Raw genomic sequence first — 26348 nt, forward strand, 5'->3', positions numbered from 1 at the left:
ATGTCGAACTTAGTGACCAATGCTGGACACACCCATGTCGATGGACATGGGCATGATGACCATCACCACGACTCGGGCGAGATGACCGTATACGGTTTCTGGCTCTACCTGATGACCGACTGCATTCTGTTTGCATCGATCTTCGCGGCGTACGCGGTACTGGTTAACAACGTAGCGGGTGGCCCGTCGGGCCACGACATCTTCGAACTGCCATACGTACTGGGCGAAACCGCTCTGCTGCTGTTCAGTTCGATCACCTACGGCTTCGCCATGCTGGCGTTCTTCCGTGGCAACAAGAAGCAGGTCCTGGGCTGGCTGGCCATGACCTTCCTGTTCGGTGCCGGCTTCATCGGCATGGAGATCAACGAGTTCCACATGCTGATCTCCGAAGGCTACGGTCCGAACCGCAGCGGCTTCCTGTCCGGGTTCTTCACCCTGGTCGGTACCCACGGTCTGCACGTGACCAGCGGTCTGATCTGGATGGCGATCATGATGTACCAGGTGCAGAAAAAAGGCCTGACGGCGACCAACAAGACCCGTCTGAGCTGCCTGAGCCTGTTCTGGCACTTCCTGGACGTTGTGTGGATCTGTGTATTCACCGTTGTTTATCTGATGGGGACTATGTAAATGGCTAACGCAGCTCATTCCCACCATGGCCACGATGACGCCGGTCACGGCAGCGTCAAGTCCTACGCCATCGGTTTCATCCTGTCGGTGATCCTGACCCTGATCCCGTTCGGTCTGGTGATGTACCCGACGCTGCCGAAGTCGATCACCCTGATGATCGTCGTCGCGTTCGCAGTCATCCAGGTGCTGGTGCACCTGGTGTACTTCCTCCATCTGGACCGCTCGGCTGCGCAGCGTAACAACGTGATCGCGTTTGTCTTTGCCGCGATCGTGATTGTCCTGCTGGTTGGCTTGTCGCTGTGGATCATGTTCAGCATCCACACGTTCATGATGGCGAAGTGAGGTAAATCCGCATGTCCCTCAAGCACTTTATCCAAATCACCAAACCGGGGATCATTTTCGGTAACGTGCTTTCTGTGGCAGGCGGATTTTTCCTGGCCTCCAAAGGGCATGTCGATCTGGCCATTTTCCTGGCCGCCATGATCGGCACATCCCTGGTGGTTGCCTCCGGTTGCGTGTTCAACAACTGCATCGACCGCGACATCGACCTGAAGATGGAACGCACCAAGAACCGGGTGCTGGTCCAGGGCTTGATCTCCCTGAAACTGGCCCTGGTTTATGCGACCGTCCTGGGTGTCGCCGGCGTTGCCCTGTTGTACAAGGTGGCCAATCCGTTGGCCGCGCTGTTCGCAGTCATCGGCTTCATCATCTACGTCGGCTTCTACAGCCTGTACCTCAAGCGCAAGTCGGTTCACGGCACGCTGGTGGGCAGTCTGTCGGGCGCCATGCCGCCGGTGATCGGTTACGTCGCGGTGAGCAACACTTTCGACATGGCCGCACTGACCCTGCTGGTGATGTTCAGCCTGTGGCAGATGCCGCATTCCTACGCCATCGCGATCTTCCGCTTCAACGATTACCTGGCCGCATCGATTCCGGTGCTGCCAGTGAAGCGCGGGATCCAGGTGGCCAAGAAGCACATCCTGATCTACATCCTGGCCTTCCTCGTGGCGACCTTGATGCTGACCTTCAGCGGCTACGCCGGCATGAGCTACCTCGCCGTCGCCGCGGCCATGGGCATGTACTGGCTGTACATGGCCTGGACCGGCTACAAGGCAGTGGATGACACGGTCTGGGCACGCAAGCTGTTCGTGTTCTCGATCTTCACCATTACCGCGTTGAGCGTGATGATGTCCCTGGACTTCAAAGTGCCGACCGAGCTGCTGCTGACGTACGCGCCTTAAGCGTCGGATGTTGTAAAGAAAAGCCCCGCCTTCGAGAGAAGAGCGGGGCTTTTTGTTGGTGCAAATCGCAAGGGCTGCTCGTCAGGAAGATGATTCGTTGGTTGCACAACTATAAGCAAATTGCATATAGTTTTCCGATGCGAACTGTATTCTTCGAAACCACATCTTTCACTTCTACCGTTGGCGATTATCTGACGGATGATGAGTATCGTGCGTTGCAGTCGCACATGCAGCTGAGCCCACAAGCGGGTGATGTCATGCCTCGAACAGGCGGTTTTCGAAAGCTGCGTTGGGCAGACGGGCGCCGAGGTAAAGGTAGGCGAGGTGGCTTGCGGGTTATCTATTATTGGCTTATGAATGATGGCCAGTTCTGGATGTTTGCAATTTATGACAAAGATGAGCTTGAGAACTTGACCGCCGACCAAGAGAAGGTGCTCAAGAAAGCCATAGAGACAGAGTTGAAAAAACGAGGTACCCCATGAAAAAACGCGACCTGTTTGCAGAGTTGATGCAGGGCGTTGATGAGATGGCGGCTCAACGCGAAGGCAAGATCACGTTGCGCAACACGACAGTGGAGGACATTCCTGCACCTGAGGTGGGGGCGCAAGAGATCGTTGCGCTACGGGAAAAGCTACACATGTCCCAGGCTGTTTTTGCCAAGCGAATTCGAACCAGTCCCAGCACCCTGAGAAACTGGGAGCAGGAAAAGTCGAAGCCCAACGCTCAGGCCGCCTTGCTGATCAGGTTGGTTGAGAAATTCCCGGATATGGTTGATCGACTGGCAGTCGTTTGATCACATCGTCGAATATCTGAAAAGCCCCGCGTTTCAAACGAAACGCGGGGTTTTTTCATTCATGCGCGGTTGTTACACGGTGCATCGAGCACCTTCACCACGTCATCGATAATTGCCTTACTCATGTCCTGCAAAAAATGTGAGGCCCAGGCGTGACGGTCGGAGTCGCGAACCATGGCGGCGTCTGAGGCGAGCAGTTTGGCTACGTGGAGCAGGTCGGAGGCGTGGTAGAGGGCTTCAATCACCGGGACACCGGCGTTGATGCGGAACAGCGGTTCGTTGGCGTGATAGGAGAAGGGGGTGAGGCCGATGGTTTTCAGGTCTTGGGGATTGGTCATTGGGCTTCACCTCCTGTTGGGCTGGGGGTGGAGGGGCGTGACTGGTGTAGCAGACTGATCAATAGCGTTCATGAGTAAAACTCCCGTATCAAGTTGAGAGCTACCACGTTCGTTATCAGGCGAATGGGTGGCAGCTATGCGCGGGCTGATAAACCGGAGATACAGGAACCCGGCAGACCCGAAGGTCTCCCACGCACAGCCGCCATTGCACGAGTGTGTAGACACAAAAAAGCGCCGGCAATCGTGATTGGTGGCGCTTGTGCGCCCGTATCTTACTCGGGTTATCAGGCCCGGTCGCTGAATTGGCAGCGACGGGGGGCGAAGTTAGCCGGCAAGGATGAGGTCGGCAATCGTAGCGATCTGGTGGCCGGGGATCTCATTGGACACCGCAATCCCTGTGGGAGCGGGCTTGCTCGCGAAGGCGGTGTGTCAGGCGACAGTGATGCTGGATGTTACGGCCCCTTCGCGAGCAAGCCCGCTCCCACAGGATTTGGGGTCGACGGTTATTTACTTTGTTTATCAAGCAACCGGAAAAACCGCTCGCGCACCTGCAGGCTATCGCTGTGCGCCACGTTGAATCGCAGGAAATGGCTGGCATCCGGCCCTTTGCTGAGCAACGTGCCCGGCGCCAATACGAGATTGTTTTCCAGCCCTTGTCGAGCCAGATGCTCGGCATGCAAGCCGTCCGGCAGTCTTGCCCAGATAAACACGCCTTCGCCCGGCAACGACGACAATGAACACCCGGCCTGCGCCAGCCAACTGGCCACGCGGCTATTGGATTCATACAGCCGATCCACCGTGCGCCGCGCATGTTTGGCATAGCTGCCATCGCTGAGCATGGTGCAGGTGATCTGTTCCGCCAGTTCCGAGGTCACGCCACCGCAGGCCATTTTCAGGGCGACCATGCGTGCCGCCAGTTGCGGCGACAGCACGGTATAACTGACCCGGCTGTTGGCGGTCAGGGTTTTGGAGAAGCCGGAGACATAACTCACGTTGTCCAGCCCGCTGGCCGCCAGGCGCGGGGTGCGGCGTTGCTGGATGTCGCAGTACAGATCGTCTTCGACAATGTGGAAACCGTAACGGTGGCTCAACTCCACCAGGCGGTAAACCTGGGCCGGGCTGAACGAGTGGCCGGTGGGGTTATGCAGTGTGCTGTTGGTCATGTACAGCACGGGTTTGTGGGCAATCAGCAGTTGCTCGAACGCGTCGAGGTCCATGCCGTCGCAATCCCGGGCGATGGTGATGACCCTGGCCCCGTGCAGCGCCAGGTTGGCGTGCATGTTGAAGTAGCAAGGGTCGTCGAGCAGCACGGTGTCGCCGGGTTTGACCAGCAGGCGCATCAGCAGGTCGATGGCCTGCATGGTATTGGCGGTGGTGATGATCTGGTCCACCGGCGCTTCGATGCCGAAGGTCGCCAGTTTGACCCGCAAGGCCTGGCGCAACGGCAAGTAACCGCCGGCCACGCCATACTCGCCCATGCGCAACGACGTCGCTCGCAGGGTACTGCGCACGGCTTTCTGCAATTCTTCGGCGGGTAGCCAGGAGGTCGGCAGAAAACCGCAGCCGGGGCGCAGCGCGCCGTTGTCCAGCAGCAGTGCGCGGCGTACCACGCTGAGGGTGTCCTGGGGTTGCAGGTCCGGGCCGGTGCCGCTTTGCAGCGCGGCGCTGGAGCGATGCACGTAATGCCCCGAACCCTGGCGTGACACCACCAGCCCCTTGGCCCGCAAGCGGTCCAGTGCATCGACCACCGTGGATTTGCCCACATTCATCAAGTCGGAGAGTTCGCGAATCGGTGGCAGCTTGGCGCCATGGGGCAGGCCACCGGTACTGATCGCCTGGGTCAGTTGATCGACGATCTGCTGCACCAGCGGCATGCCGGGCTGGAATTCAATGGCGGCAATGACTGCACGTTGAACCTGCATTTTACTGGTCTCTGCGGCAGTAAAGTTCGTTGGATTCTATACGAACTTGCCCTGATCAGGACACGCCTCTCTCACTACCATGCCCTTACAGACTTTTCTGGGTGTCGGCCTTTGTCGGCGGGCATTCACCCGGTTCTTGAGGTGTTGCATGAGTGTCGAAACAACGGTCGCGGTGGCCAAACCGGTCATTAACCTGCGCTTATTCACGATCCGGATCATCACCGCTGTCTCGCTGTTCGCGGTGCTGGGCAAGGCCAACGTCTGGCTCGACACGGCCACCAACAGCATCCTGGCCCTCGGATATCGCGCCTTGCTGCTGCTGTTGCCCCTGACTTTACTGGTGCTTGGCCGCCGCTCCCTGAGCGTTACGCTGCTGTGTGCCGGCCTCGGGCTGGTGTTGCTGGCGTTGACCAGCAATCAAGGCATGGTGATGTTTGCTGCGGCCCTGTTTGCCTACGGCATTGCCATTGCCGGGTACCTGATCAAGAGCGAAGCGGCCCAGACCAAGGAGGGCGCGGCCTACAACCGCGTGGCCATGAACATGGGCAGCCTGGTGGCCGGTTTGATCCTGCTGTCGCCGCTTCTCACGCCTACGATGTTTTTCCTCGGTGCGGCGGCGTTCGTGTTGCTGTGCCTGCCGATCGCCCTCGGCGCCACCTTCACCAGCGAACCGGTGGTCGCCCGCCCGGCCAGTCAGGTCGGCAGCAACCGGGGCAACAAACTGCCCTGGGTGATTGCCGGGATCATCATGGGTATCAAGCTGTTCGGGGTGTTCTCCATCCTGCCACAGGCGATCCTGCTCAAGACCGGCGAGCTGCCGGCCTGGTACGGCTTGATGCTGATTCTCAACAGCGCCGTGGTGGTGTTCGCCCAGGTGCCGGTGATGAAACTGATCGAGCGCACCGGGCGCTTCAAGGTCGTGGCGGTGATCGGGATCATCGTCGGCGGCTTTGCCGTGCTGTCTTCGCCAGCCGCGTTCCGCGTCGAAACCCTCGCCGGGGCGCTGATCTGGGTGGCGCTGCTGTCGATCGCCGAATGCGCCTTCAGCTACCTCGATTACTTCTCGGTCAAGCAAAACAACATGTTCGTCAAGGAAGTGTCCCTGGGTGTGGGGGCCGGGCTGACCGTGTTGATCATGCGAGTGGTGCCGGCGCCGTACAACGTGCTGGTCCTCGCCGCCATCGGCGCCGGCGGGATCCTGGCCTGGTACTGGCTCAACCGTAAATCCAATGCGTCGCTGCATGACTGAGTCAGCGTCGTTGCGGTTTTCACTTGCAGGTCGGGGGCATCAATGAATACGACTTCATGTGTAGTAGTGGTTGGTTACAACGGCAATCGCGTTCACGACATCCAGAAACTGCGCGAGCTGTGCAAGTCGCTCTACAACGCCAGGCTCATCCTGCTGGTCGAGAAGATTCAGCCCCATGACGATCAGGTAGCCGATCACGTCTGCAGCACTTCGCTGGCCGAGAAAGATGTGGCGGCGTCCCTTGAACTGGTGGTCGGGTGCCTGAATGCCGACAGCTGGAAGCTGATCGGCGTGCTGCCGTTCTCCGACCGTGGCGTGCTGCTCGGTGCCGCACTGGCCAGTCACTTCGGTCTGCCGGGCATTACCCCCGACGAAGCCCGGGCGGGCCTCGACAAGCAGATCTTTCGCCGGCTCGAAGCGGCGGCCGGCACCTCCCCCGAAGAATACCGGCCGGTGTTTTCCGCGCGGGTCGAAAGCCTGCCGGAACTGCGCCAACGCGTCGTCGAACTGGGCGGCAAGGCCTTCATCAAACCCGCGTGCGAAGGCGCGAGCCGGGGCTGTCGTGTCATCCAGCACCCTTCGGAATGCGATGACGCCTGGCTCGCCCTGAAACCTTACCGCGAAGGCGGCATCGTCCTTGAAGAACTGGTGCAGAACGCCCGCGAATACAGCTGGGACTGTGTGGCGGGCAGCACCTGGGTCACTGAAAAGACCACCACCGAAGGCGCCTATCGTGCAGAGATCCAGCAAGTCGTACCCGCACCGCTTCCGGCTGAAGTACAGACGCGTTTGATGGCAGCCGGTCGGCATATGTCGTCTTTGGTGTCCCAGGACAATGGCGCCTGGCACAACGAAGTGTTCCTGCGCAGCGACAACCTGACCTCCGCCGTGGAAACCAACATGCGCCCCGGCGGCATGCACATCTGGGACCTGGCCAAACGCGCCTTCGTCAATTTCGATCCGTGGGAGCGCTGGGTGCGCTGGGCAGTGGAAGGCAAGACCGAACAGCACCAGCCAGTGGCTCGCGGCTACTGCGGCATTCGCCTGCTCAGGGCGCCGAGCGGCGGCATCCTGCGCGCAACGCCTGACATCGAGGCCCTGGCCCGCACACTGCATATCGACCTGGTGGAAGGGCAGTACGCCAAGCGAATCGGCGACTCGGTCAGTGCGCTGGTCAAGGACAACTTCTCATTCATCGGCCACATCGTGTTGTTCAACGAACACTACGGGCAACTGAGCAACGAGCTGTTGCGTCTGGCCGAGGCAATTGAGTCACGCACTGAGGTGACTTGTCTGGCACCGGCCACCGCCGTGTGTTGAGCCAGCAAGCACCCGTTTTTTGCATTACTGATCAAGAGGGTTCGATCAATGATCCAGCACATGACCTGCGATGAACGCTTCATCGCCCTGGCCAAAGAGTTTGGTTATGACATCTACGGCGAAAACACCGCAGGTGGGCACTACGCGCCGCTGATCCGGCATCACGATGAGCTGTACATCAGCGGCCTGGTGCCGCGCATGAACGGCAAAATCCATTACCCCGGCCGCGTTGGACTGGACCTCACCATGGCCGATGCGCAAGCGGCCGCCAGCATCAGTGCGATGCGTGGGCTGGCGTTGATCGTCGATGCCATTGGTTCGCTGGACAAGATCAAGTCATTGATCCGGGTCACGGTCTATGTGAAGTCCACGGCGGACTTTGTCGATTTGAGTGAAGTGGCCAATGGCGCCTCGGATGTGTTCAGCCATGTACTGGGCGATGCCGGTAAACATACGCGCACTACAGTCGGTGTTTATCAGTTACCCAAGAATGCCGCGATAGAAGTGGACATGATTGCAGCCTTGCGCCCATCGGCTTTATAAATTATCTCCCGACTTTACAGTGCTGAACCGTTAACTTAAGGTTTAGCGCTAAAGTATGGGAAATAAGAAGAAGGGACGTGCGAATGGATAACTTTCAAGGTGCGTTTTTCTCATATAGGGATTTTCGTCAAAGCCTGCACCATAGAACGCCAAGTCCCAAGGTATGGAAAGGCGCCGAACTAGCGGGTATGCGTCAGGCCCTTGAAGCCAGCGACATTGATATTGTCGCTTTGGCTCACGACAAAAGCATTGAAGGCTGTGAAGTAACGCCTGGGATGGCGATCGCCATGCAATGGCTGAACCCCGGCGTGACGCTCAACGGTCATGCCCATTCCTGGTGGCATCTGTTCGTTATCCAGTGTGGCAGCGGCGTGTTGACCCTCGGCGATGCCGACGAGGTCGAGGTCAGCAGCGGCGACGTGCTGCTGGTGCCGGCCTGGACCCGACATGGGTTCGTCAATACCAGCAAATACGAGCCTCTGGCGATGCTGAACATGAGCAACATGCCACAAATGGCACTGCTCTCGAACTTTGCCGACAGCCAAGGCCTGATCACTACCCAGCCGTAATTTCCCAGCGCATCAGCCGAGGGAGCCAACCGTCGTTGGCTCCCTTTTTTTGTTTTCAAAACCTGCCTAGGTATCGCCTTTTACAGCGGTACTGCCGGGGTTTTGGCTGCGTATCTGCCGGTGAAAAACAACTTTCTGTATCGATTGAAACGAACAAATTCTGTATCTATTCAGCCTTCATTCAACTAACTACGATCACTTCCAATGCACGTTAATCCCTGCAGTCAGTGAATGGAGTGTTCTATGGAAAACAGGAAGCTAAAACTGTATGTTGGCGCCGATTATGTCAGCGCTTTTGCGATGTCGGCTTTTGTGGCGTTCAAGGAAAAGCAACTTTCATTTGAACTTGTTGTGGTGGATCTAAAAAGCCGCGAAAACTATATGCCGAGTTATCGCGATCTTTCTCTGACATGCAAAATCCCAACGCTGGTTCACGAAGATTTTGCCTTGTCGGAATCATCGGCGATTGCCGAATACCTCGATGAACTTTCCCCAGGGCATAAAAAGCTCTATCCGCAGGACATCCAGCAGCGCGCCCGTGCCCGTCAACTGCAGGCCTGGTTGCGCAGTGACTTGCTGGTGGTGCGCAAGGAGCGCCCGTTTGACCTGGTCTACTTCGGTAAAAAAAATGTGCCCCTGAGCGCCGATGCCCAAGCCGCTGTCGAGCGCCTGTTCTTCGTCGCCGACCGTTTGCTGGAGGAGGGCGCCGAGCATCTGTTCGGTGACTGGAGCATTGCCGACACCGACCTGGCAATCATGCTCAACCGACTGGTTGCCAACGGCGATCCGGTGCCGGCACGGCTCTCGGCCTATGTGCGCCGCCAGTGGGATCGCGACAGCGTCCGGGCATGGATGGACATAGAGCGCAAAGCGCCGGCCATTGCGTAACAACTCTCAGGGCAATCACCAGGAGCGCGGCCATGCAAGGACTGTCGGAGCACGAACGCTACAAACCCTATAACTCACGCACCATCCGCGACTCACCTTACTGGCACAAACTGACGCCGGCGTTGCAGGAGGCCATGACCGTGGTCGCCCGGGTCATGCCGTTTCGCACCAACGAATACGTGCTGGGCACGCTGATCGACTGGAACAACATTCCCGACGATCCGGTTTTCCGCATGACCTTTCCTCACAAGGACATGCTGCTGCCGGAGGAATATGCCTCGCTCAAACAACTGATCGAGCAGGACGACAGCGCGGCGATCAAGCGTCGGATCGAGGCGATCTGGTTGCGCATGAATCCTCATCCGGCCGGGCAGTTGACCCACAACGGTGTCACCCTCAACGGCAAAGTCCTACCGGGCATCCAGCACAAATACCGCGAGACCGTGCTGTTTTTCCCCGGTGCCGGTCAAACCTGTCACGCGTACTGCACCTTCTGTTTCCGCTGGGCGCAGTTCATTGGCGAAGAAGAACTCAAGTTCAACGCCCGTGAGTCCCAGGAACTGCTGAGTTACCTGAGGCTGCACACCGAAGTGACCGACGTGCTGATTACCGGCGGCGATCCGATGATCATGAACACCCGTTCACTGGCCGGTTACATCGAGCCGCTGCTGCAATTGCCACACCTGAAGAGCATCCGCATCGGCACCAAGTCCGTGGCGTACTGGCCGCAGCGTTTTGTCAGCGACAAGGATGCACCTGAGCTGCTGGAACTGTTCCGGCGAATCGTTGCGGCGGGGAAAAACCTGTCGATCATGGGGCACTACAACCACCCGGTGGAGATCCGCCCGGCCATCGCCCGTCAGGCCATCGAGCGCATTCGCTCGACAGGCGCGACGGTGCGCATGCAGGCGCCGCTGATCCGCCACATCAACGAAAACCCGGCCGACTGGGCAGCGCTGTGGACCGAAGGCGTGCGGCTCGGGGCCGTGCCTTATTACATGTTCGTCGAGCGTGACACCGGCCCCAGCCACTACTTCGCAATGCCGCTGGCCCGGGCCTTCGAGATCTTTCAGGCGGCGTACCGCACGGTATCGGGGCTTGCGCGCACGGTGCGCGGGCCGTCGATGAGCACCTTCTACGGCAAGGTGTTGATCAACGGCATCGAGACCGTCGCCGGGGAAAAGGTCTTCGTCCTGCAGTTCCTCCAGGCACGCAATCCGCAATGGGTGTTGCGCACGTTCCATGCGCGCTTCGATCCGCACGTGACCTGGTTCGACGACCTGCAACCGGCATTCGGCGAGCGTTCGTTCTTCTTTCAAGCCGAGCTCGCCGCCGTGACGGAATTGATACCTGTGTTGCTGGAAACGGCGTAGGAAAATTCATGAACAATGGGGAAATATGGATATGAGCAGTATCCCGTTTGATCAGCGCGAGGGTGTTATCTGGCTCGACGGCGAGTTCGTCGAGTGGTCCCGGGCGCAGTTGCATGTGCTGACCCATGGCCTGCATTACGCGAGCACCGTGTATGAAGGCGAGCGGGTCTACAACGGCAAGGTCTTCAAGCTGCGCGAGCACAGCGAGCGCCTGTATCGCTCGGCACAATGGATGGACTTTGCCATCCCCTATGAGCTGGCGGAACTGGAAGCGGCGAGCCATGAACTGCTGCAGCGCAACAAGGTGGTCGACGGCTATCTGCGCCCGGTGGCCTGGCGCGGTAGTGAGATGATTTCCACCTCGGCGCGTTTCAACCGTGTGCACGTGGCAATCGCTTGCTGGCAGTGGCCGAGCTATTTCGACCCGGCGGCGCGCATGGCCGGCATCCGCTTGAAAACCGCGAGCTGGCGCCGCCCGCCGCCGAGCAGCAGCCCGTTCCAGGCCAAGGCCTCCGGGCATTACCAGATCGCCACGCTGAGCAAGCACGACGCCGAGAACACGGGGTACCACGATGCGCTGATGCTCGACTGGCGCGGCCACGTTGCCGAAGCCACCAGCGCCAATGTGTTTTTCGTCAAAGGCCGGACGCTGCACACCCCGTTGCCGGATTGCTTCCTCGACGGCATCACCCGGCAGACCGTGATCGAGTTGGCCAAAGCGCTGGACTATCAGGTGGTCGAGCGCACGATTTTGCCTACGGAACTTGGCGACTTCGATGAGTGTTTTCTCACCGGCACCGCCGCCGAAATCACTCCGGTGCAGAGCATCGATGAGCAGCGCTATCGACCGGGTGGCGCCTGCCGCGACTTCATTGCCGCCTACACCTCAACCGTAAACGCCTGATCACCTGCCAGGAATCTCACCATGTCAGATCAAGGGATTGTTGCGTCTCGACCTTACATTTCGCTCGGCCATCGTCATGAAGAACTGTCGACGGTGGGCTGGACGGTACTGACCCCCGACGAATTTGCCGACGATGTCGTAGGCACCTTGCAAGAGTTCGGTCGGATCATTCCGCAGTTCAACGGCCAGATGGCCTTTGCCATTACCCGCAAGCCGGGTTACGAAGACTTGCCGTATTCCCAGAGCATGAACGGCATCGGCCCGCACACCGAGGCGCCGGTGTACGGGCCGCCGCCGCGCTATCTGGCGTTGCATTGCCATAAACAGGCCACGTGCGGCGGCGGGCATACCGGATTGGTGGATGGCTATGAGTTTCTCAAGTCCCTGGAGCACAGCGAACCGGAACTGCGTGAGTGGCTGGATGACACGCCGGTAGAATTTGTCGCCACTGCCAAACCGGGCGAACCGGGGCAACGACGGGTCAGGGAGTACATCCTCACGCCTACGGAAGACGGGGATATTTTCCGCTTCAGCTACAACCAGTTTCACTACGGTGACGTGAACCCGTCCAAAGAAGCCCTGCAGCAATCCCTGGTCGCCAACAGCACCTCGCCGCTGGCCAGGTTTGCCGTGCTCGGCGAAGCGTACTTCGTCGAGCACAACGTTCCGGTGCTGATTCCCGACGGATGCCTGCTGATTTGGGATAACTGGCGGATGATTCACGCCCGCAGTCGTTACACTGACCCGGCGCGCAACCTGACCCGCTATTGGCTGGCCTGATTTTTCCGTCGCCCTACATTCTTTTAGCGTACCCCTGGCGGGTACGCGCCTTACAGGTATCGCGTCATGCAAACAGCAATCGAGATCGCCCAGGTCGATCATCAACTGATCGTGCGGCTCAACCAGGCCTGGACCAAGCGCGCCACGGTGTGTTCGCCGGATAGAGGCGTCGTCAACGAGGCATTCGATCCCGCACGTCCGGACTACCCGGAGTGCATGGTGCCGTTCTTCCATCATCCGAAATTCCAGGCCTTGAGCGAAGAACTCAAGAGCAGCGTGGTGACCTGGGGCTGGATCGGCTACAACCTGCGCACCGTCACCGCTGAAGAACACGTGGTCAATCCGGCGCTGAGCGTCATCGCCAATCAGTACCTGGGCAAGGATGACTGGCATTTTCGCGAGGCCATGCAACAAACCCTGATCGACGAGCACTACCACACGCTGATGCACCTGCGCGCCATCGAGCGGACCAAACTGGACCGGGCGCTGGATCAGGATCTGGATCTGCCGCCGTCCGTCACTTACCTGCGCCTGAAGGCCCTGCATGCAGAACTGCCAGAGCAATGGCAGCGGGATCTGGCGGCGATCACTTTTGCGGTGGTGGCCGAGATCAGCGTCAACGCCTATCTGGACTTGCTGGCAGACGACCAGACCATTCAGCCGCAGAACCGCCGGGTGGCCGAACTGCACAACCGTGACGAATATGCCCACAGCAAGGTGCTGGCCGAAGTGGCGAAGGTCATGTACGCCAACATGCAGCCCGCCCAGCGGGAATTTTTCGCACGCAACCTGTCGGTAGCGCTGAGTGCCTTTATCGCTCAGGACTACTCCATGTGGGAGGCGATTCTGACGCAGCTCGGGGTCGAGGATGCGGCGCTGATCATTGCCGACACCCGCGAGAGCAACAAGAACGCGGCCATCATGCGTGACTACAGTGGCCTGCATAAATTGGCCCATGACCTGGGGATCAGCGACCAGATCGATTTCGATTTTCGTCCGACCCTCAAAACCACGGCGGCCGCCTGAACCCGGAGGTGCTTATGTCCACGCCTGTGTACGAAGTGTTCGCCATCCGTGTCGGTGCCAATGCCCAGCGCACCGCCAGGGAGAATTTTCTCTACGACGCCTGCTGTGGTGATCCGAATGCGCCGATGCCACTGGATTACTACTTCTGGGTCATCCGCAACGAGCAGCAGGTGATCGTGGTCGACACCTGTTTTCAACCGGCCACGGCGCACCGGCGCAATCGCCAGATGTATCGCCTGCCGGAAGAATCCCTGCGGCAACTGGACATCGATCCGACGCAGGTCGAGCACCTGATCCTGACCCATTTGCATTGGGATCATGCCGGCAACCTCGGGTTGTTCCCGAAGGCGACCGTGCATTTGCAGGAAGCGGAGCTGCGTTTCTGCACCGGGCCGAAAATGGTCCATCGCACGGTGAACAAAACCTACGAGGTCGAAGACGTGATGTCGGCGCTGCCGCCGCTGTTCGAAGGGCGGATGCGTTTGCACAGCGGTGTTGTCGAGGTCGTGCCTGGCGTGACCCTGCACCCGGTGGGCGGGCATACGCCCGGCAGTCAGGTCGTGCGGGTGAACACGGAACGCGGCTGGATCGTGCTGGCCTCGGATGCCGCGCATTTGTGGGTCAACATTCGTGAGCGCAGTCCGTTTCCGATTCTCGATGACCTGGCGCAAACCCTTGAAGCGTTCACCGAGATCGATCGCCTGGCCGATGGCAAAGACCACGTCATCCCCGGCCACGACCCGCTGATCGCCGAGTGCTTTCCGCACTGGAATGACGACCCTCATATCATTTGCCTGCACCAGCCACCTCTCTCATGACCCCTCAATCTGTGGGAGCGAGCTTGCTCGCGATGACGGCAGCAGATCCAACATTGATGTAACTGACACACCGCCATCGCGAGCAAGCTCGCTCCCACAGGGTCGCGGTTAACCCTGATTTTTCAGGATGCGCCCCAAGGTCTGCAGGGCCTCATCGATCCGTGGCGAATACGGCGCGCCGCAACCAATGCGCACAAAGTGATCGAATCGCCCGGCATTGGAAAAGATATCCCCAGGGGAAATCTGGATGCCGACCTTCAGTGCTTCGTGAAAAAACGCCATCGATGAATGCCGGCGAGGCAATTCCACCCATAACAGCGTGCCGCCTTGGGGACGGGTCACGCTGGTGCCGATGGGAAATTGGCGGGTGATCGCTGCGCTCATTTGCTCGCGTTGTACGGTCAGGGTTTTCCTCAACCGGCGCAGGTAACGTTCGTAGGACGGTGTGCGCATGAATTCGCTGACGGCCAGTTGCGATAACGCCTCGCACCCCCGTGACTGCGTATGCTTGAGCATCTCCACACGGTCGTGCCATTTGCCGGCGCTGATCCAGCCAAGGCGCATGCCCGGTGCCAGGGTTTTATTCAGCGAGGCGCAATAGATCACGCTGTCGGTGCGGTCCCACTGTTTGAGCGTGGACAGCGGCTGCGCGGTGTCCACCAGGTCGCCGTAGGTGTCGTCCTCGATCAGCACGGTGTTGTGCTCGGCACACAGTTTCACCAGCCGTGCCTTGTTGGCGTCGGGCATGATGCTGCCCAGCGGGTTTTGCAGGTTGGGAATGACGATCAATGCCTTGACCCGTTCGGGGCCTTGCAGCAGCAGTTGCAGGGCCGCCAGATTGAGCCCGGTGTGGGCTGAAGCCGGGACTTCCAGCACCCGCAGGTTCAGGCTTTCGAGGATTTGCAGCAGGCCGTAGAACGTCGGCGACTCCACGGCCACGGTGTCACCGGGGCGGGTGACCGCACGCAAGGCCAGGTTGATCGCTTCGGTGGCGCCGTTGGTGATCACGATCCGCTCGGGTGCCAGGTGGGTCTTGCTGGCCAGTGCCCGCCGGGCCAGGATGCTGCGCAATGCGCTGTTGCCGCAGGTCGGGCCCGCGCTGCCGAGCAGGCGGGCGTCGTAGCGCAGCGACTTGATCATGTTGTCTTGCAAGGTCTTGAGCGGATACAGCTCCGGCGCGCAGTAGGCGCTGGCGAAATTGACCTTGATCGTCGCGCGCTGACTGGCCTTGAGCACCGTTGAGACTTGTTCATGAATGCCGACATACGCGCTGGTATCCAGTGCTGGCGCCAAGGCAATCGGGGCAGGCTTGGGCACGCTGTCGGGCTGGCGAATGTAGTTGCCGGAACGCGGCCGGGCTTCCAGCACACCGTAGTCTTCCAGTTCCCGGCACACCTGCACGGCGGTCGACAGGCTGACGGCGTGTTTTTCCATCATCAACCGGATCGAGGGGAAGCGTTCACCGGTTTTCAAGGTGCCGCTGCGGATGGCGTCCAGGTAGTGGCTGGCCAGTTGGCGATACAAGGGGGGCGTGTTCATGCTGACCTCGGCAGTTGCACCACAGAGGTCTGGGCTGGAAAGTGAGTTGACGCTCCCCGCAGGCGGACCCGTGGTGCTCATGGGTGAAGGGAAGTGTTGTTCTGCGTCGATACTGGAAGAGTAATCGCGGATTTGCCCGAATCACGGGCAATAAAAAGCCCCGCACGGATGGCGGGGCTCTTGAGTGATTGACCTGTGGCGAGGGAGCTTGCTCCCGCTGGGTGGCGAAGCCGCCCTGATCAAGTCACCCGCGTTACTTCAGAAAAACCGAATTCACAGGGTTTACGACGGCTGCGCCGCCGAACGCGAGCAAGCTCGCTCGCCACAGGAAAGTGCTCGCCACAAGGGTCTGGATTACTGCGCGGCGATGCTGTAGCCGTCGAATGCGGTCTGCTGCTGCAGGGCAGTGATGATGTTCTTGCGGTTGACCGCTTGCTCGGCGCCGTTGTTGTCCAGGAAGGTCTCGCTTTCCAGTTCCGCCTCTTCGCCTTCGCCAACGAAGGTGAAACCGAGGAACTCCAGGGCCTCACGGTCGACGTTCAGGCGCGAACGCGGGGTGCGCAGCGGCAGGGTGACGCTGATGCCGTCCTTGCTGATGGTGAACACTTCGACTTCTTTCTTCGCCTTGGCGGCTTTGCTCTTGCCGCCGCTCGGGTTGCTGATGGCCTGATGCGTCTGGTTCAGCACCTTCAGGGCCAGGCCGTAGACGATTTCCTGGAACGCCGGATCGTCCTTGAAGCTGGACAGGATACGGCTGATCGGGAACTTGCTGCTCAAGTCTTCCAGGGCGGCAATGTCGGCCGCTTCGGCGTCCTTGAGCTGCTTGAGCTGGCCCATCAGTTCGTAGGCCTTGTCGTCATCGAAGCTGTCGTGGGCCTGGCGGATCGCAGCGCGCAGTTCGCGAATCTGGTCGCTTTCGCGGGTGGACTGGAAAGCGTCCAGCACCATCTCGCTGATGGTTTTCGCCTGGGGTACGTGTTGTGAAAGATTGATGGAGTTTTCGTATTCCGCTTTGGACGACAAGGTGACTACGGATTCAGCGGTGTTGGAATCGGACATTGAAATTTCACTACTTCTTTGAACTTGAATAGGGGCGAAAAAGCCCGGGGGCTTTTTCAGGTCGACTAATCTATTGGACCGACGCCGTGTTGTCACGGATCAACGGGCGGCTGGTCATGTTTTTGCCTTTCTGTAGGAGCGAGCTTGCTCGCGATGGTCCCAAGGGCACCGCGTTCATCCAGAATGAACGCGTTATCGTTAACGTCCATCGCGAGCAAGCTCGCTCCTACAGTGTTTTTGGTTGTTCGCAGATCTTGCGTACAGCCACTTACCCTGTGGGAGCGGGCTTGTCCGCGATAGGGCCCGGTCAGGCACCAAAGTTTTTCAGGCCTGCCTCGGTGTATTGAGGTTCATCGACCGAACCGCCAACGCAGTTGCCGTTTCCTCATCAATCGGCAACGAAAAACGAAAGGTCGCACCCCGTCCCGGCACATCGATCAACTGAATCTCGCGCCCGTGCAATTGCAGGATGCGGTGCACGATCCGCAGCCCCAGCCCGCCATCGCGCCGTGCGCCGCCGATGTTGAACGGGCGCAGGAACAGACCTTCGCGCAGTTCCGGGGCAATGCCGGGGCCGGTATCGCTGACCGTGACTTCGATGAAAGACCCTTGCGGGCGCAGGCCCAGTTCGACCTCGCCACCGGGCGGGGTATGGCGCAGGGCATTGTCGAACAGGTTGGTCAGCACCCGCTCGATCAACCCGAGGTCCGCGCAGGCCGCCGAGGCATTTGGCGCGAACGTGGCCTTGAGTTCGACTTTGCGAGCTTCGGCGGTGAGTTCGAATTTCTGGAAGATATCCTGGGCCAGGTCGGTCAGGGAAAAACGTTCCAGCACCGGCTGCACGAAGCCGTGCTCCAGCCGCACCAGTTCCAGCAGCGACTGCGCCAGACCGCCGACCTTGCGGCTCTGGTCCAGGGCGATGCCGAGATAGCGACGGCGGTCGGCAGGGGACAGCGTGGCGTCCTTGAGCGACAGGGTTTCCAGATAACCGTGCAACGAGGCCAGCGGCGTGCGCAGGTCGTGGGAGATGTTCGCCACCAGTTCGCGGCGTTCCTGATCCTGGCGGGTCAAGGAGCGCCATTGTTCGCCCAGGCGGGCCTGCATCTGCCGGAACGCGGCATCGAGCACGGCGATTTCATCGTGGCTGGCGGCTTTTTCCACCGTGACGGGCAGGGCCGGTGTGACTGGAGCGCCATCGATGTCGAACTGGCTGACGGTTTCGGTCAGGCGGCGCAACGGCCGGGTGATCAAGGCAAATGCCGTGAGACCGGCAATCAGGCACAGCAGCGCCACCAGTCCGATGGACAGCAATGCCGTGTTGAGCGCCGCGCTGGTCGCGCCACGTTCGGCCAGGCGGTCGTGATCCTCACCGAGCAGCACCACATAGAGATAACCCGCCGGCTTGCCATCAACCTTCAGCGGTGCGGCGCTGAACACCTTGCGTGCATCGACGCTGCGCGGGTCGTCGCCGAGAATCGGCAGGGCATCGCCCCGCAACAGGCGCTGGATCGGCGCCAGGTCGACCCGCTCGCGACGGATCCGGCCTTCGGGCGCGGCGCTGCCGACAATCTTGCCTTCGGTATCGAGCAGGTACACCTCGACACTGGGGTTGACCTGCATCAGTTTGCTGAACAGATCGCGCACGGCGTTGGGCATCAGGCCCTGGGTGTCCATCAGCACCGTGTCACGGGCGATGTGCTGCGCCAGGTCCCGGGACAACCCTTGCACCACCTCCTGCTCATGCATCTGGTTGGAGCGCACCTGCATCCACGCCGACGTGCCGCAGCACACCAGCAGCAGCACGGCGAACACCAGGGACAGGCGTTGCGTCAGGGTCAGCCTCATGGCTGCGGCTCCTCACCGGTGGCGAATTTGTAGCCGCGGCCCCAGACCGTGAGGATGCGCACCGGTTGCGCCGGATCGGCCTCGATCTTGGCGCGCAGGCGGTTGATGTGGGTGTTGACCGTGTGCTCGTAGCCTTCGTGGCTATAGCCCCACACAGCATTGAGCAGGTCCATGCGCGAGAACACCTTGCCGGGCTGGCGGGCGAAGAAGTACAGCAAGTCGAACTCCCGGGGCGTGAGGTCCAGGCGTCGTCCGTCGAGGGACACTTCGCGGGTGATCGGGTCGATGGCCAGGCCGTCGGTGAGCAGGCTGCCGGCATCCATCTTCAGGTTGCGCGCCATGGCATCGACCCGGCGCAGCAGCGCCTTGACCCTGGCCACCAGTTCCAGCATGGAAAAGGGCTTGGCCAGGTAGTCGTCGGCACCCAGTTCGAGGCCGAGAATCCGGTGCACTTCGCTGGAGCGCGCACTGGTGATGATGATCGGCGTGTAGCGCGCCATGGCGCGGGCGCGGCGGCAGATTTCCAGGCCGTCGACACCGGGCAGCATCAGGTCGAGGATCAGTGCATCCCAGCTGCCTTGCTGCAGCAGGCGCATGCCTTCATCGCCATCGGCGCTGTGCACCACCTCGAACTGCTCATCACGCAGATGCAGGCAGATCAGGTCGGCGATGTGCAGGTCGTCCTCGACCAGGAGGACTCGTTTGGTCTGTTCCATCCACTTCCATCCTTCGGCGCATTGTGCGTATTGCCACTACTGTAGGAGCGAGCCCTGCTCGCGAAGAACCTGAGGGCGCAACGGGGTGTCAGGTGCCCCGCGTCATCGTTGGCCTCCATCGCGAGCAGGCTCGCTCCTACAGTGGCACAGGCATTGTGCGGGTTTTTCGGGGCCCGAGTTATCACGAATTGTTTAACTTCCCGTGAGGATTTGGCGATCACCCAAAGCCTAGGCTGTGTTCCATGAAACACCCCTGGATTTTTTGGAGGCGAGCATGTTTTCACGACGGCAATTTCTTGTAACGAGTGGCGGTCTGGGGGTTGCAGCCCTGGCGATCGGCCTGTTGCCGAAGTTTTCCACAGGCTCCGCCTTGATCAGTGAAGCCAGCGCAGCGGAGGTATTCGAAGTGACCCACAGCGACAGCGAATGGCACGCGATCCTGAGCGATGAGCAGTACGAAATCCTTCGCGAAGAAGGCACCGAGCGGGCCTACAGCAGCCCGCTGAACAACGAGCACCGCGAGGGCACTTTCGCCTGCGCCGGTTGCGACCTGCCGTTGTTTTCCTCGGCGACCAAGTTCGACAGCCGCACCGGTTGGCCGAGTTTCTGGGCGACGCTGGACAAGGCCGTGGCCACCCGCCAGGACCGTACGTTTGGCATGGTTCGCGAAGAAGTTCACTGCCGGCGCTGTGGCGGGCATCTGGGCCATGTCTTCGATGACGGCCCGAAACCTACCGGCCTGCGTTACTGCATGAACGGCCTGGCGATGAAATTCGTGCCGAAGACGGTGTGATTCCCTCCCATTCACTCTTTGCAGGTAATCGCCATGTGGCTGCTGGTTCTGGCTTATCTCGGTGGTGTGCTGACGATTGTCAGCCCGTGCATTCTGCCGGTGTTGCCGTTTGTCTTCGCCCGCACCGGGCAACCCTTCGTCAAAAGCGGATTGCCGCTGCTGACAGGGATGGCACTGACCTTTGCGCTGGTTGCCACATTGGCGGCGGTGGGCGGCGGCTGGGTGGTGCAGCTCAATCAGTACGGGCGCTGGCTGGCGCTGGTGTTCGTCGCGCTGTTCGGTCTGACGCTGCTGCTGCCGCAATTGGCCGAGCGCCTGACCCGGCCGTTGGTGGCGGCGGGCAGCCGTTTGTCGGAGGCGGCGGGCGCCGATGCGCGGCCACGTCCCGCTGCTTCGTTTCTGGTCGGCGTGGCCACCGGCCTGCTGTGGGCGCCGTGCGCGGGGCCGATCCTGGGGCTGTTGCTGACCGGCGCGGCGCTGCAAGGCGCCAGCATTCAAACCACCTTTTTGCTGCTGGCGTACGCCGCGGGTGCTGCCAGTTCCCTTGCGCTGGCGTTGCTGTTGGGCGGCAAAGTCTTCACGGCGATGAAACGTTCCATTGGCGCGGGCGAATGGCTGCGTCGCGGTCTCGGCGCGGCGATGCTGGCCGGTGTGGCGGCGATTTCCCTGGGGCTGGATACGGGCGTTCTGGCGCGGTTTTCCACGGCATCGACCGGCGGTATCGAGCAAGCGCTGGTTGAGAAACTGTCCGGCAAATCGCCACGTAACAGCGAGGTGATGACGGCGCAAAACCCGGCTGCCGAAGGGGCGCTGCCAGTGGCCGACAAAACCCCGGGCACCTTGCCGGTCGAAGGCAACCTGCCGTCGCTGGAGGGCGCCGTGCAATGGCTCAACTCGCCACCCCTCGATACCCAGGCATTGAAAGGCAAGGTGGTGCTGGTGGATTTCTGGACCTACTCCTGCATCAACTGCCTGCGCTCGTTGCCCTATGTGAAAGCCTGGGCCGAGAAGTATCGCGATCAGGGGCTGGTGGTGATAGGCGTGCATGCGCCGGAGTTTGCCTTCGAGCGTGATATCAACAACGTCACCAAAGCCATGAAGGATCTGGGCATCAACTACCCGGTGGCCATCGATAACGAGTTCAGGATCTGGCGCGCCTTCAACAACGAATACTGGCCGGCGCATTACTTTGCCGACGCCCAGGGACGCATTCGTTATCACCACTTCGGCGAAGGCGAGTACGCCGAGTCGGAGCGGGTCATCCAGCAATTGCTGCGCGAGGCGGGCGCGGCCAAGGTCGCGGACGGGCTGATCAGTGCCAAGGCCGACGGCGTGCAAATGGCCTCGGACAACAGCGAAGTGCAGTCGCCGGAAACCTACGTCGGCTATCAGCGTGCAGAGCATTTCGTGCCGGAAACCGCGCTGGCACCGGACCAGGTGGCGGCCTACAACCCACCGGCGCAACTGACCCTCAACGACTGGAGTCTGGGTGGCCAATGGCATGTCGGCCCGGAGCGGGCCACGGCCAGCGCACCGGCCAGTCGCATCGTCTATCGCTTCCACGCCCGTGACTTGCATTTGGTGCTCAGCCCTGGCACCGATGGCAAGCCGGTGCGCTTCAAGGTGCTGATCGACGGCAAGGCCCCCGGCGATGCCCATGGCATGGACGTGGCGCCCGACGGCAGCGGCACCGTGACTGACCAGCGCTTGTATCAACTGGTGCGCCAGAGCGGCGGTGTGACCGACCGGACCTTCAGCATCGAGTTTCTTGATCCGGGGGCGTCGGCGTACGCCTTCACCTTCGGCTGATCACTGTTCAACGCTTCAGGAGTTCGCCCCATGAAAACCCTCTTTACCTGGCGCCGTACCCTGTTGGGGCTGGCGGCTGCCGGCATCATCAGCCAATGCTCGGCCTTCTCCTTCGGCGGCGCCGAAAAGGCGGTCATCATTCCACCGCCGACCCTCGACGAAACCACCCAGGCCCACAGCGAAACCGCCGTGTTCGCCGGCGGCTGTTTCTGGGGCGTCCAGGGGGTGTTCCAGCATGTCAAAGGTGTGAAAAACGCTGTCTCCGGCTACGCGGGCGGGGCGGCCAATACCGCGCAATACGAGCGTGTCAGCAACGGCAATACCGGCCATGCGGAATCGGTAGAAGTCACGTTCGATCCCGGTCAGGTCAGCTACGGCACCTTGCTGCAAATCTACTTTTCAGTGGCGCACAACCCCACCGAGCTCAATCGCCAGGGACCGGACAGCGGCACCCAGTACCGCTCGGCGCTCTTTACCAAAAGCACTGAGCAGCAGCGGGTCGCACAGGCCTACATCACCCAGCTCGACGCCGCGCATGTCTTTGACAAACCGATCGTGACCAAACTCGAAACCTTCAACGGTTTTTACCCGGCGGAGGAAGAACATCAGGACTTCCTGACCGAGCATCCGACCTATCCGTACATCGTGATCAACGATTTGCCGAAGGTCGCGCAGTTGAAACAGCTGTACCCGAATCGCTATCAGGAACAACCGGTGCTGGTGAAGGCGGGGATGTGAGTGAAGGGGGGATGGACAACCCTGCCACTGAATCGACGGTCAGCGGATCAGTGCTTGCCCCACATCTGCATGGCGAATTCGACGAAACGGCGCAACTTCGGCAAACGGTGGCGATCCTGGGCATAGACCAGGTGCATCGGCCGACTGGGCGGGCAGTAATCGGGCATCAAGGCCAACAGCTTTCCGTCCTTGAGGTCCTGCTCGACCAGGGCGTCGGGCATCATCACGATGCCCATGCCGGTCCGCGCCGCCTGATGCAAACCGGCCGAACTGTTGATCAGCATCGGCCCGCTGACCCCCACGCTGACTTCGCCATCGGGACCGGCCAGGCGCCATTCCTTTTGCACCGATTGCCAGTCATCCCCGGCCGGATAGGCAAAGGACAGGCAGTCGTGGTGTCGCAGGTCTTCAGGTGTTTGCGGTGTGCCCCGACGGGCCAGGTATTGCGGTGACGCGCACATGGTCAGGGTGTAGTCGATCAGCGGGCGGGCGATCAGGTTGGAGGGCTCCAGCGCGCCGAGGCGAAACGCCACATCCAGACCGTTTTCCAGCAGGTCCGGGCGTCGGTTGGTCAGTACCACATCAAGTTTCACCCGCGGGTTTTGCCGGCTGAATTCACTCAGTGCCGGTGCCAGGCGCTCGGTGCCGAAGGTCAAGGGCGCGGTGATGCGCAAGGTGCCGCTCGGTTCGTCGAGCGCCTGTTCGGCCAGGCGCTCGGAATCGGCCACCAATCCCAACACTTCCAGGCAGCGCTGGTAATACGCGGCGCCGAACTCGGTCAGCCGCTGGCGCCGCGTTGTGCGGTTGAGCAGGCGCACACCCAGCCGTTGCTCCAGGGCCTTGAGGTGGTTGCCGACCATGGTCGTGGACATTTCGCACTGCAAAGCGGCGGCGGTCATGCTGCCGGTCTCCACCACTTTGACGTAAACGTTCATTGCCTGGAATAAATCCATTATCAAGCTCTGCTTTTAAATGATTGAAGTTTTGCGGTGTTTATCCAGCTTGGGTGGCTAACCATACTGCAAAAACACCGACCCTTGCTGGAGCTTGATGTCATGACCGCCGCCTGCCTGATGAGCACTTACCAACCCCTGGCCTTGAGTTTCAACAAGGGCCTGGGCACTCGCCTGTGGGATCAGGCCGGTCGCGAATACCTGGATGCGGTCGCCGGTGTGGCGGTGACCAACGTCGGCCACTCCCATCCGAAAATCGTTGCCGCGATCGTTGAACAGGCCGGGTTGCTGCTGCACACCTCGAACCTCTACAGCATCGACTGGCAACAAAGGCTGGCGCAGAAACTGACCCGCCTGGCGGGCATGGACCGGGCGTTTTTCAACAACTCCGGGGCCGAAGCCAACGAAACCGCACTGAAAATCGCCCGGCTGCATGGCTGGCACAAAGGCGTCGAGCAGCCGCTGGTGGTGGTCATGGAGAACGCATTCCATGGCCGCACCCTTGGCACGCTGTCTGCCAGCGATGGTCCGGCGGTACGCCTGGGTTTCAACAAGCTGCCGGGAGACTTCGTCAAAGTGCCGTTCGGCGACCTCGACGCGCTGGACAGGGTGCAACAGGCCCACGGTTCGCGGATCGTGGCGATCCTGATGGAGCCGATCCAGGGCGAAAGCGGTGTGCAACTGGCGCCAGAGGGATATCTCCGCGCCGTGCGCGAACTGTGCAACCGGCGCTCATGGCTGTTGATGCTCGATGAAATCCAGACCGGTATCGGCCGCACCGGCCAGTGGTTCGCGTTCCAGCACGAAGGCATCGTCCCGGACGTCATGACCCTGGCCAAAGGCCTGGGCAACGGCGTGCCCATCGGCGCTTGCCTGGCCCGTGGCAAGGCGGCCGAACTCTTTACGCCGGGCAGCCATGGCAGCACCTTCGGTGGCAATCCGTTGGCCTGCCGGGTCGGTTGCACCGTGCTGGAGATCGTTGAAGAACAAGGGCTGCTGGAAAACGCCCGGCGTCAGGGCGAGCGTCTGCTCGACAGATTGCGCACCGAGTTGGCGGGCAACCCGAATGTCATGGCGATCCGTGGTCAGGGGCTAATGATTGGCATCGAGCTAAAACAACCGATCCGCGACCTGAGCCTGATCGCCGCCCGGGATCATGGTTTGCTGATCAATGTCACGCGGGGCAAAACCATTCGCCTGCTGCCGCCGCTGACCGTTGATGAGCGGGAGGTGGAGATGATTGTCAGGGGGGTGAGTCGGGTAGTGAAAGCGGGCTGAGGCTCTGCTCAGTAATGGTATCTGCACATCACGACGTGTATTTCGCCGTCTTCAATGGCGTAGACCAAACGATGCTCAGCCGTAATCCGGCGTGACCAGAACCCGCTCAAGTTATGCTTGAGCGGTTCGGGTTTTCCAAGGCCGTCGAAAGGTTCACGTTGGATAGCTTTGATCAACAGGTTGATACGTTTGAGCCCTGCCTTATCGTTCTGCTGGAACCAGAGGTAATCTTCCCAGGCTTCAGGGGTGAACTCGATATTCATTCTTCAATCAGTTGCCTGGCTTTGGTTTTGCCGGCTCGCAGGTTGCCGATTGATTTGATCAAGCGTTCAGCGTTGGCTGGGGAACGGAGCAGATAGGCGGTCTCTTCGAGAGCGTTGTATTCGGCCAATGACATCATCACTACCGGCTCGCCTTTCTGACGAGTTACCAGTAGCGGGGCGCGATCTTCATTCACCCGGTCCATGGTTTGCGCCAGGTGTGCCCGAGCGTTGGTGTAGTTGATGGTTTCCATGTGTTTGTCCTCGCTTGATGCAGAGAACGTACAGAAATGAGTACATGTTAGCAAGGCGATACCTACGAATGGTTGTTACGTAGAAAGTGCATCCACATTTGTATCAAGTATCGCCGAATGTTCCTCAGGACGTTTCCGAGACAGGTGTAATCCCATTCTGAGCTACATGCCATCCATCAGGTTTGTGTCCGACCACAGCTCCGAATACTTACGAGTGACGAACCAGTGCGGTGATTTCCTCCCGATCTTCCAGCCGGATTTTCGCACCGCAAAACCCCTCGAACAGTCGCTGATGAGCCGCAAACCCACTGGAACCCTGCCGCTGGCGATAACTGCCCGCCCACTCCAGCAAGGCGATCAGCAACAGGTCCTGTTCATCGCGCCCGGCCTCGCGTTGTCGAATGTTGGCCACGCATTCTTCGTCCCCGACGCTCAGCCAGATCAGAGCAGTCGCCCGTGGCAGGAGTTCGCCGACGATCCAGCCGTATACTCCTTCGATCACCCAGTGTTTTTCACTTGCCGCGCGGCGTGCCATTCCCAGTGCTTCGTTTCGGGGGCGGGCGATGCTGTGTTCGTCGGACAGCCAGTGAATTTGGTCGAGATCGGTCCAGGGTGCATGTAATTGCTTGGCCAGCCGCTGTGCCAGCCAGCTCTTGCCGGAGCCGGAGTTGCCGATGATCAGGGTTCGGGTGAGGTCCATGGGCGACACCGTT

At 60.3% G+C, this 26348-nt stretch carries 29 protein-coding genes; 19 read left to right on the forward strand and 10 right to left on the reverse strand.

The features are described 5' to 3' along the window. From RS887_RS14320 to RS887_RS14340, 5 genes are all read left to right on the forward strand, one after another. Entirely contained in the window at window positions 1-627 is a 627-nt protein-coding gene (locus tag RS887_RS14320; protein ID WP_008000700.1) for a cytochrome o ubiquinol oxidase subunit III, read from the forward strand. Further along, a complete protein-coding gene (gene cyoD, locus RS887_RS14325) occupies window positions 628-969 on the forward strand; it encodes a cytochrome o ubiquinol oxidase subunit IV (protein ID WP_322615863.1) in 342 nt (113 codons plus the stop codon). An 11-nt stretch (window positions 970-980) separates the two neighbouring features. Beyond that, entirely contained in the window at window positions 981-1868 is an 888-nt protein-coding gene (gene cyoE / locus RS887_RS14330) for a heme o synthase (protein WP_008018863.1), read from the forward strand. A gap of 137 nt (window positions 1869-2005) precedes the next feature. After that, a complete protein-coding gene (locus RS887_RS14335) occupies window positions 2006-2350 on the forward strand; it encodes a toxin (protein WP_322615927.1) in 345 nt (114 codons plus the stop codon). Beyond that, window positions 2347-2661: a helix-turn-helix domain-containing protein gene (locus RS887_RS14340; protein WP_008060552.1), complete on the forward strand. Its 315-nt coding sequence runs from the start codon at window positions 2347-2349 to the stop codon at window positions 2659-2661. Before RS887_RS14335 ends, RS887_RS14340 begins: the two co-directional genes overlap by 4 nt. A gap of 59 nt (window positions 2662-2720) precedes the next feature. Here the strand turns inward: RS887_RS14340 and RS887_RS14345 are convergent, their stop codons facing one another. Together RS887_RS14345 and RS887_RS14350 are read right to left on the reverse strand one after the other, a co-directional pair. Next, on the reverse strand, window positions 2721-2999 hold the full coding sequence (locus RS887_RS14345; protein ID WP_007970376.1) for a DUF3077 domain-containing protein: 279 nt from the start codon (window positions 2997-2999) through the stop codon (window positions 2721-2723). A gap of 503 nt (window positions 3000-3502) precedes the next feature. Next, window positions 3503-4921: a PLP-dependent aminotransferase family protein gene (locus RS887_RS14350; protein ID WP_322615864.1), complete on the reverse strand. Its 1419-nt coding sequence runs from the start codon at window positions 4919-4921 to the stop codon at window positions 3503-3505. A gap of 148 nt (window positions 4922-5069) precedes the next feature. Here RS887_RS14350 and RS887_RS14355 point away from each other — a divergent pair, with 148 nt between their 5' ends. From RS887_RS14355 to RS887_RS14400, 10 genes are all read left to right on the forward strand, one after another. Next, on the forward strand, window positions 5070-6170 hold the full coding sequence (locus RS887_RS14355; RefSeq protein ID WP_322615865.1) for a hypothetical protein: 1101 nt from the start codon (window positions 5070-5072) through the stop codon (window positions 6168-6170). Between the two features lie 42 nt (window positions 6171-6212). Beyond that, complete coding sequence (locus RS887_RS14360; protein ID WP_322615866.1) at window positions 6213-7490, forward strand: biotin carboxylase; 1278 nt, start codon at window positions 6213-6215, stop codon at window positions 7488-7490. 48 nt (window positions 7491-7538) lie between these two features. Then, complete coding sequence (locus tag RS887_RS14365; protein WP_322615867.1) at window positions 7539-8033, forward strand: RidA family protein; 495 nt, start codon at window positions 7539-7541, stop codon at window positions 8031-8033. Between the two features lie 83 nt (window positions 8034-8116). After that, the gene (locus RS887_RS14370) at window positions 8117-8602 is read left to right on the forward strand and encodes a cupin domain-containing protein (RefSeq protein WP_322615868.1); all 486 of its coding nucleotides are present in this window, start codon (window positions 8117-8119) and stop codon (window positions 8600-8602) included. Window positions 8603-8845: 243 nt separating this feature from the next. Further along, entirely contained in the window at window positions 8846-9490 is a 645-nt protein-coding gene (gene yfcF, locus RS887_RS14375; RefSeq protein ID WP_322615869.1) for a glutathione transferase, read from the forward strand. Window positions 9491-9522: 32 nt separating this feature from the next. After that, window positions 9523-10863, forward strand: coding sequence for a lysine 2,3-aminomutase (locus tag RS887_RS14380; protein WP_322615870.1), 1341 nt, complete (start codon window positions 9523-9525; stop codon window positions 10861-10863). A 31-nt stretch (window positions 10864-10894) separates the two neighbouring features. Continuing rightward, window positions 10895-11767 (forward strand): branched-chain amino acid aminotransferase, encoded by an 873-nt coding sequence (locus RS887_RS14385; RefSeq protein ID WP_322615871.1) that lies wholly within the window; start codon window positions 10895-10897, stop codon window positions 11765-11767. Window positions 11768-11788: 21 nt separating this feature from the next. Continuing rightward, window positions 11789-12547: a TauD/TfdA family dioxygenase gene (locus RS887_RS14390; RefSeq protein ID WP_322615872.1), complete on the forward strand. Its 759-nt coding sequence runs from the start codon at window positions 11789-11791 to the stop codon at window positions 12545-12547. Window positions 12548-12613: 66 nt separating this feature from the next. Beyond that, window positions 12614-13573, forward strand: a complete 960-nt coding sequence (locus tag RS887_RS14395) for a diiron oxygenase (RefSeq protein WP_322615873.1) — start codon at window positions 12614-12616, stop codon at window positions 13571-13573. Between the two features lie 14 nt (window positions 13574-13587). Continuing rightward, entirely contained in the window at window positions 13588-14391 is an 804-nt protein-coding gene (locus RS887_RS14400; RefSeq protein ID WP_322615874.1) for an N-acyl homoserine lactonase family protein, read from the forward strand. 108 nt (window positions 14392-14499) lie between these two features. On the opposite strand, the gene RS887_RS14405 is transcribed toward RS887_RS14400, so the two are convergent. From RS887_RS14405 to RS887_RS14420, 4 genes are all read right to left on the reverse strand, one after another. Then, on the reverse strand, window positions 14500-15930 hold the full coding sequence (locus RS887_RS14405) for a PLP-dependent aminotransferase family protein (RefSeq protein ID WP_322615875.1): 1431 nt from the start codon (window positions 15928-15930) through the stop codon (window positions 14500-14502). 354 nt (window positions 15931-16284) lie between these two features. Continuing rightward, complete coding sequence (locus RS887_RS14410) at window positions 16285-16989, reverse strand: hypothetical protein (protein WP_322615876.1); 705 nt, start codon at window positions 16987-16989, stop codon at window positions 16285-16287. Between the two features lie 324 nt (window positions 16990-17313). Further along, complete coding sequence (locus RS887_RS14415; protein WP_322615877.1) at window positions 17314-18834, reverse strand: HAMP domain-containing sensor histidine kinase; 1521 nt, start codon at window positions 18832-18834, stop codon at window positions 17314-17316. Then, window positions 18831-19550 carry a response regulator transcription factor gene (locus RS887_RS14420; protein ID WP_322615878.1) on the reverse strand — a complete coding sequence of 240 codons (720 nt, stop codon included), beginning with the start codon at window positions 19548-19550 and terminating at the stop codon, window positions 18831-18833. The genes RS887_RS14415 and RS887_RS14420 overlap by 4 nt, the downstream gene beginning before the upstream one ends. A 274-nt stretch (window positions 19551-19824) precedes the next feature. Between RS887_RS14420 and msrB the strand changes: the two genes are divergently transcribed. The 3 genes from msrB to msrA are packed head-to-tail and all read left to right on the forward strand — an operon-like array spanning window position 19825 to window position 22890. Beyond that, a complete protein-coding gene (msrB, locus tag RS887_RS14430; protein ID WP_322615879.1) occupies window positions 19825-20343 on the forward strand; it encodes a peptide-methionine (R)-S-oxide reductase MsrB in 519 nt (172 codons plus the stop codon). A gap of 33 nt (window positions 20344-20376) precedes the next feature. Next, window positions 20377-22152: a cytochrome c biogenesis protein DipZ gene (locus RS887_RS14435; protein WP_322615880.1), complete on the forward strand. Its 1776-nt coding sequence runs from the start codon at window positions 20377-20379 to the stop codon at window positions 22150-22152. A 30-nt stretch (window positions 22153-22182) separates the two neighbouring features. Next, window positions 22183-22890 carry a peptide-methionine (S)-S-oxide reductase MsrA gene (gene msrA, locus RS887_RS14440; RefSeq protein WP_322615881.1) on the forward strand — a complete coding sequence of 236 codons (708 nt, stop codon included), beginning with the start codon at window positions 22183-22185 and terminating at the stop codon, window positions 22888-22890. A 47-nt stretch (window positions 22891-22937) separates the two neighbouring features. On the opposite strand, the gene RS887_RS14445 is transcribed toward msrA, so the two are convergent. After that, a complete protein-coding gene (locus RS887_RS14445; RefSeq protein ID WP_322615882.1) occupies window positions 22938-23843 on the reverse strand; it encodes a LysR family transcriptional regulator in 906 nt (301 codons plus the stop codon). Between the two features lie 102 nt (window positions 23844-23945). On the opposite strand from RS887_RS14445, the gene RS887_RS14450 reads away from it, so the two are divergent. Continuing rightward, a complete protein-coding gene (locus RS887_RS14450; RefSeq protein WP_322615883.1) occupies window positions 23946-25121 on the forward strand; it encodes an aspartate aminotransferase family protein in 1176 nt (391 codons plus the stop codon). 8 nt (window positions 25122-25129) lie between these two features. Here RS887_RS14450 and RS887_RS14455 read toward each other — a convergent pair whose 3' ends face one another. From RS887_RS14455 to RS887_RS14465, 3 genes are all read right to left on the reverse strand, one after another. Next, window positions 25130-25384, reverse strand: coding sequence for a Txe/YoeB family addiction module toxin (locus RS887_RS14455; RefSeq protein ID WP_322615884.1), 255 nt, complete (start codon window positions 25382-25384; stop codon window positions 25130-25132). After that, window positions 25381-25635, reverse strand: a complete 255-nt coding sequence (locus RS887_RS14460; RefSeq protein ID WP_057716335.1) for a type II toxin-antitoxin system prevent-host-death family antitoxin — start codon at window positions 25633-25635, stop codon at window positions 25381-25383. The genes RS887_RS14455 and RS887_RS14460 overlap by 4 nt, the downstream gene beginning before the upstream one ends. 208 nt (window positions 25636-25843) lie before the next feature. Beyond that, the gene (locus RS887_RS14465) at window positions 25844-26335 is read right to left on the reverse strand and encodes an adenylate kinase (RefSeq protein WP_322615885.1); all 492 of its coding nucleotides are present in this window, start codon (window positions 26333-26335) and stop codon (window positions 25844-25846) included. Between the last annotated feature and the right edge of the window lie 13 nt (window positions 26336-26348).

This window comes from Pseudomonas sp. BIC9C (genome assembly GCF_034541995.1).
Classification (GTDB): Bacteria; Pseudomonadota; Gammaproteobacteria; order Pseudomonadales; family Pseudomonadaceae; genus Aquipseudomonas; species Aquipseudomonas fluorescens_CC.

Coding starts and splice junctions, on each gene's coding strand:
- RS887_RS14320 (WP_008000700.1), top strand. CDS start 1: ATGTCGAACTTAGTGACCAATGCTGGACACACCCATGTCGATGGACAT.
- cyoD (WP_322615863.1), top strand. CDS start 628: ATGGCTAACGCAGCTCATTCCCACCATGGCCACGATGACGCCGGTCAC.
- cyoE (WP_008018863.1), top strand. CDS start 981: ATGTCCCTCAAGCACTTTATCCAAATCACCAAACCGGGGATCATTTTC.
- RS887_RS14335 (WP_322615927.1), top strand. CDS start 2,006: ATGCGAACTGTATTCTTCGAAACCACATCTTTCACTTCTACCGTTGGC.
- RS887_RS14340 (WP_008060552.1), top strand. CDS start 2,347: ATGAAAAAACGCGACCTGTTTGCAGAGTTGATGCAGGGCGTTGATGAG.
- RS887_RS14345 (WP_007970376.1), bottom strand. CDS start 2,999: ATGACCAATCCCCAAGACCTGAAAACCATCGGCCTCACCCCCTTCTCC.
- RS887_RS14350 (WP_322615864.1), bottom strand. CDS start 4,921: ATGCAGGTTCAACGTGCAGTCATTGCCGCCATTGAATTCCAGCCCGGC.
- RS887_RS14355 (WP_322615865.1), top strand. CDS start 5,070: ATGAGTGTCGAAACAACGGTCGCGGTGGCCAAACCGGTCATTAACCTG.
- RS887_RS14360 (WP_322615866.1), top strand. CDS start 6,213: ATGAATACGACTTCATGTGTAGTAGTGGTTGGTTACAACGGCAATCGC.
- RS887_RS14365 (WP_322615867.1), top strand. CDS start 7,539: ATGATCCAGCACATGACCTGCGATGAACGCTTCATCGCCCTGGCCAAA.
- RS887_RS14370 (WP_322615868.1), top strand. CDS start 8,117: ATGGATAACTTTCAAGGTGCGTTTTTCTCATATAGGGATTTTCGTCAA.
- yfcF (WP_322615869.1), top strand. CDS start 8,846: ATGGAAAACAGGAAGCTAAAACTGTATGTTGGCGCCGATTATGTCAGC.
- RS887_RS14380 (WP_322615870.1), top strand. CDS start 9,523: ATGCAAGGACTGTCGGAGCACGAACGCTACAAACCCTATAACTCACGC.
- RS887_RS14385 (WP_322615871.1), top strand. CDS start 10,895: ATGAGCAGTATCCCGTTTGATCAGCGCGAGGGTGTTATCTGGCTCGAC.
- RS887_RS14390 (WP_322615872.1), top strand. CDS start 11,789: ATGTCAGATCAAGGGATTGTTGCGTCTCGACCTTACATTTCGCTCGGC.
- RS887_RS14395 (WP_322615873.1), top strand. CDS start 12,614: ATGCAAACAGCAATCGAGATCGCCCAGGTCGATCATCAACTGATCGTG.
- RS887_RS14400 (WP_322615874.1), top strand. CDS start 13,588: ATGTCCACGCCTGTGTACGAAGTGTTCGCCATCCGTGTCGGTGCCAAT.
- RS887_RS14405 (WP_322615875.1), bottom strand. CDS start 15,930: ATGAACACGCCCCCCTTGTATCGCCAACTGGCCAGCCACTACCTGGAC.
- RS887_RS14410 (WP_322615876.1), bottom strand. CDS start 16,989: ATGTCCGATTCCAACACCGCTGAATCCGTAGTCACCTTGTCGTCCAAA.
- RS887_RS14415 (WP_322615877.1), bottom strand. CDS start 18,834: ATGAGGCTGACCCTGACGCAACGCCTGTCCCTGGTGTTCGCCGTGCTG.
- RS887_RS14420 (WP_322615878.1), bottom strand. CDS start 19,550: ATGGAACAGACCAAACGAGTCCTCCTGGTCGAGGACGACCTGCACATC.
- msrB (WP_322615879.1), top strand. CDS start 19,825: ATGTTTTCACGACGGCAATTTCTTGTAACGAGTGGCGGTCTGGGGGTT.
- RS887_RS14435 (WP_322615880.1), top strand. CDS start 20,377: ATGTGGCTGCTGGTTCTGGCTTATCTCGGTGGTGTGCTGACGATTGTC.
- msrA (WP_322615881.1), top strand. CDS start 22,183: ATGAAAACCCTCTTTACCTGGCGCCGTACCCTGTTGGGGCTGGCGGCT.
- RS887_RS14445 (WP_322615882.1), bottom strand. CDS start 23,843: ATGGATTTATTCCAGGCAATGAACGTTTACGTCAAAGTGGTGGAGACC.
- RS887_RS14450 (WP_322615883.1), top strand. CDS start 23,946: ATGACCGCCGCCTGCCTGATGAGCACTTACCAACCCCTGGCCTTGAGT.
- RS887_RS14455 (WP_322615884.1), bottom strand. CDS start 25,384: ATGAATATCGAGTTCACCCCTGAAGCCTGGGAAGATTACCTCTGGTTC.
- RS887_RS14460 (WP_057716335.1), bottom strand. CDS start 25,635: ATGGAAACCATCAACTACACCAACGCTCGGGCACACCTGGCGCAAACC.
- RS887_RS14465 (WP_322615885.1), bottom strand. CDS start 26,335: ATGGACCTCACCCGAACCCTGATCATCGGCAACTCCGGCTCCGGCAAG.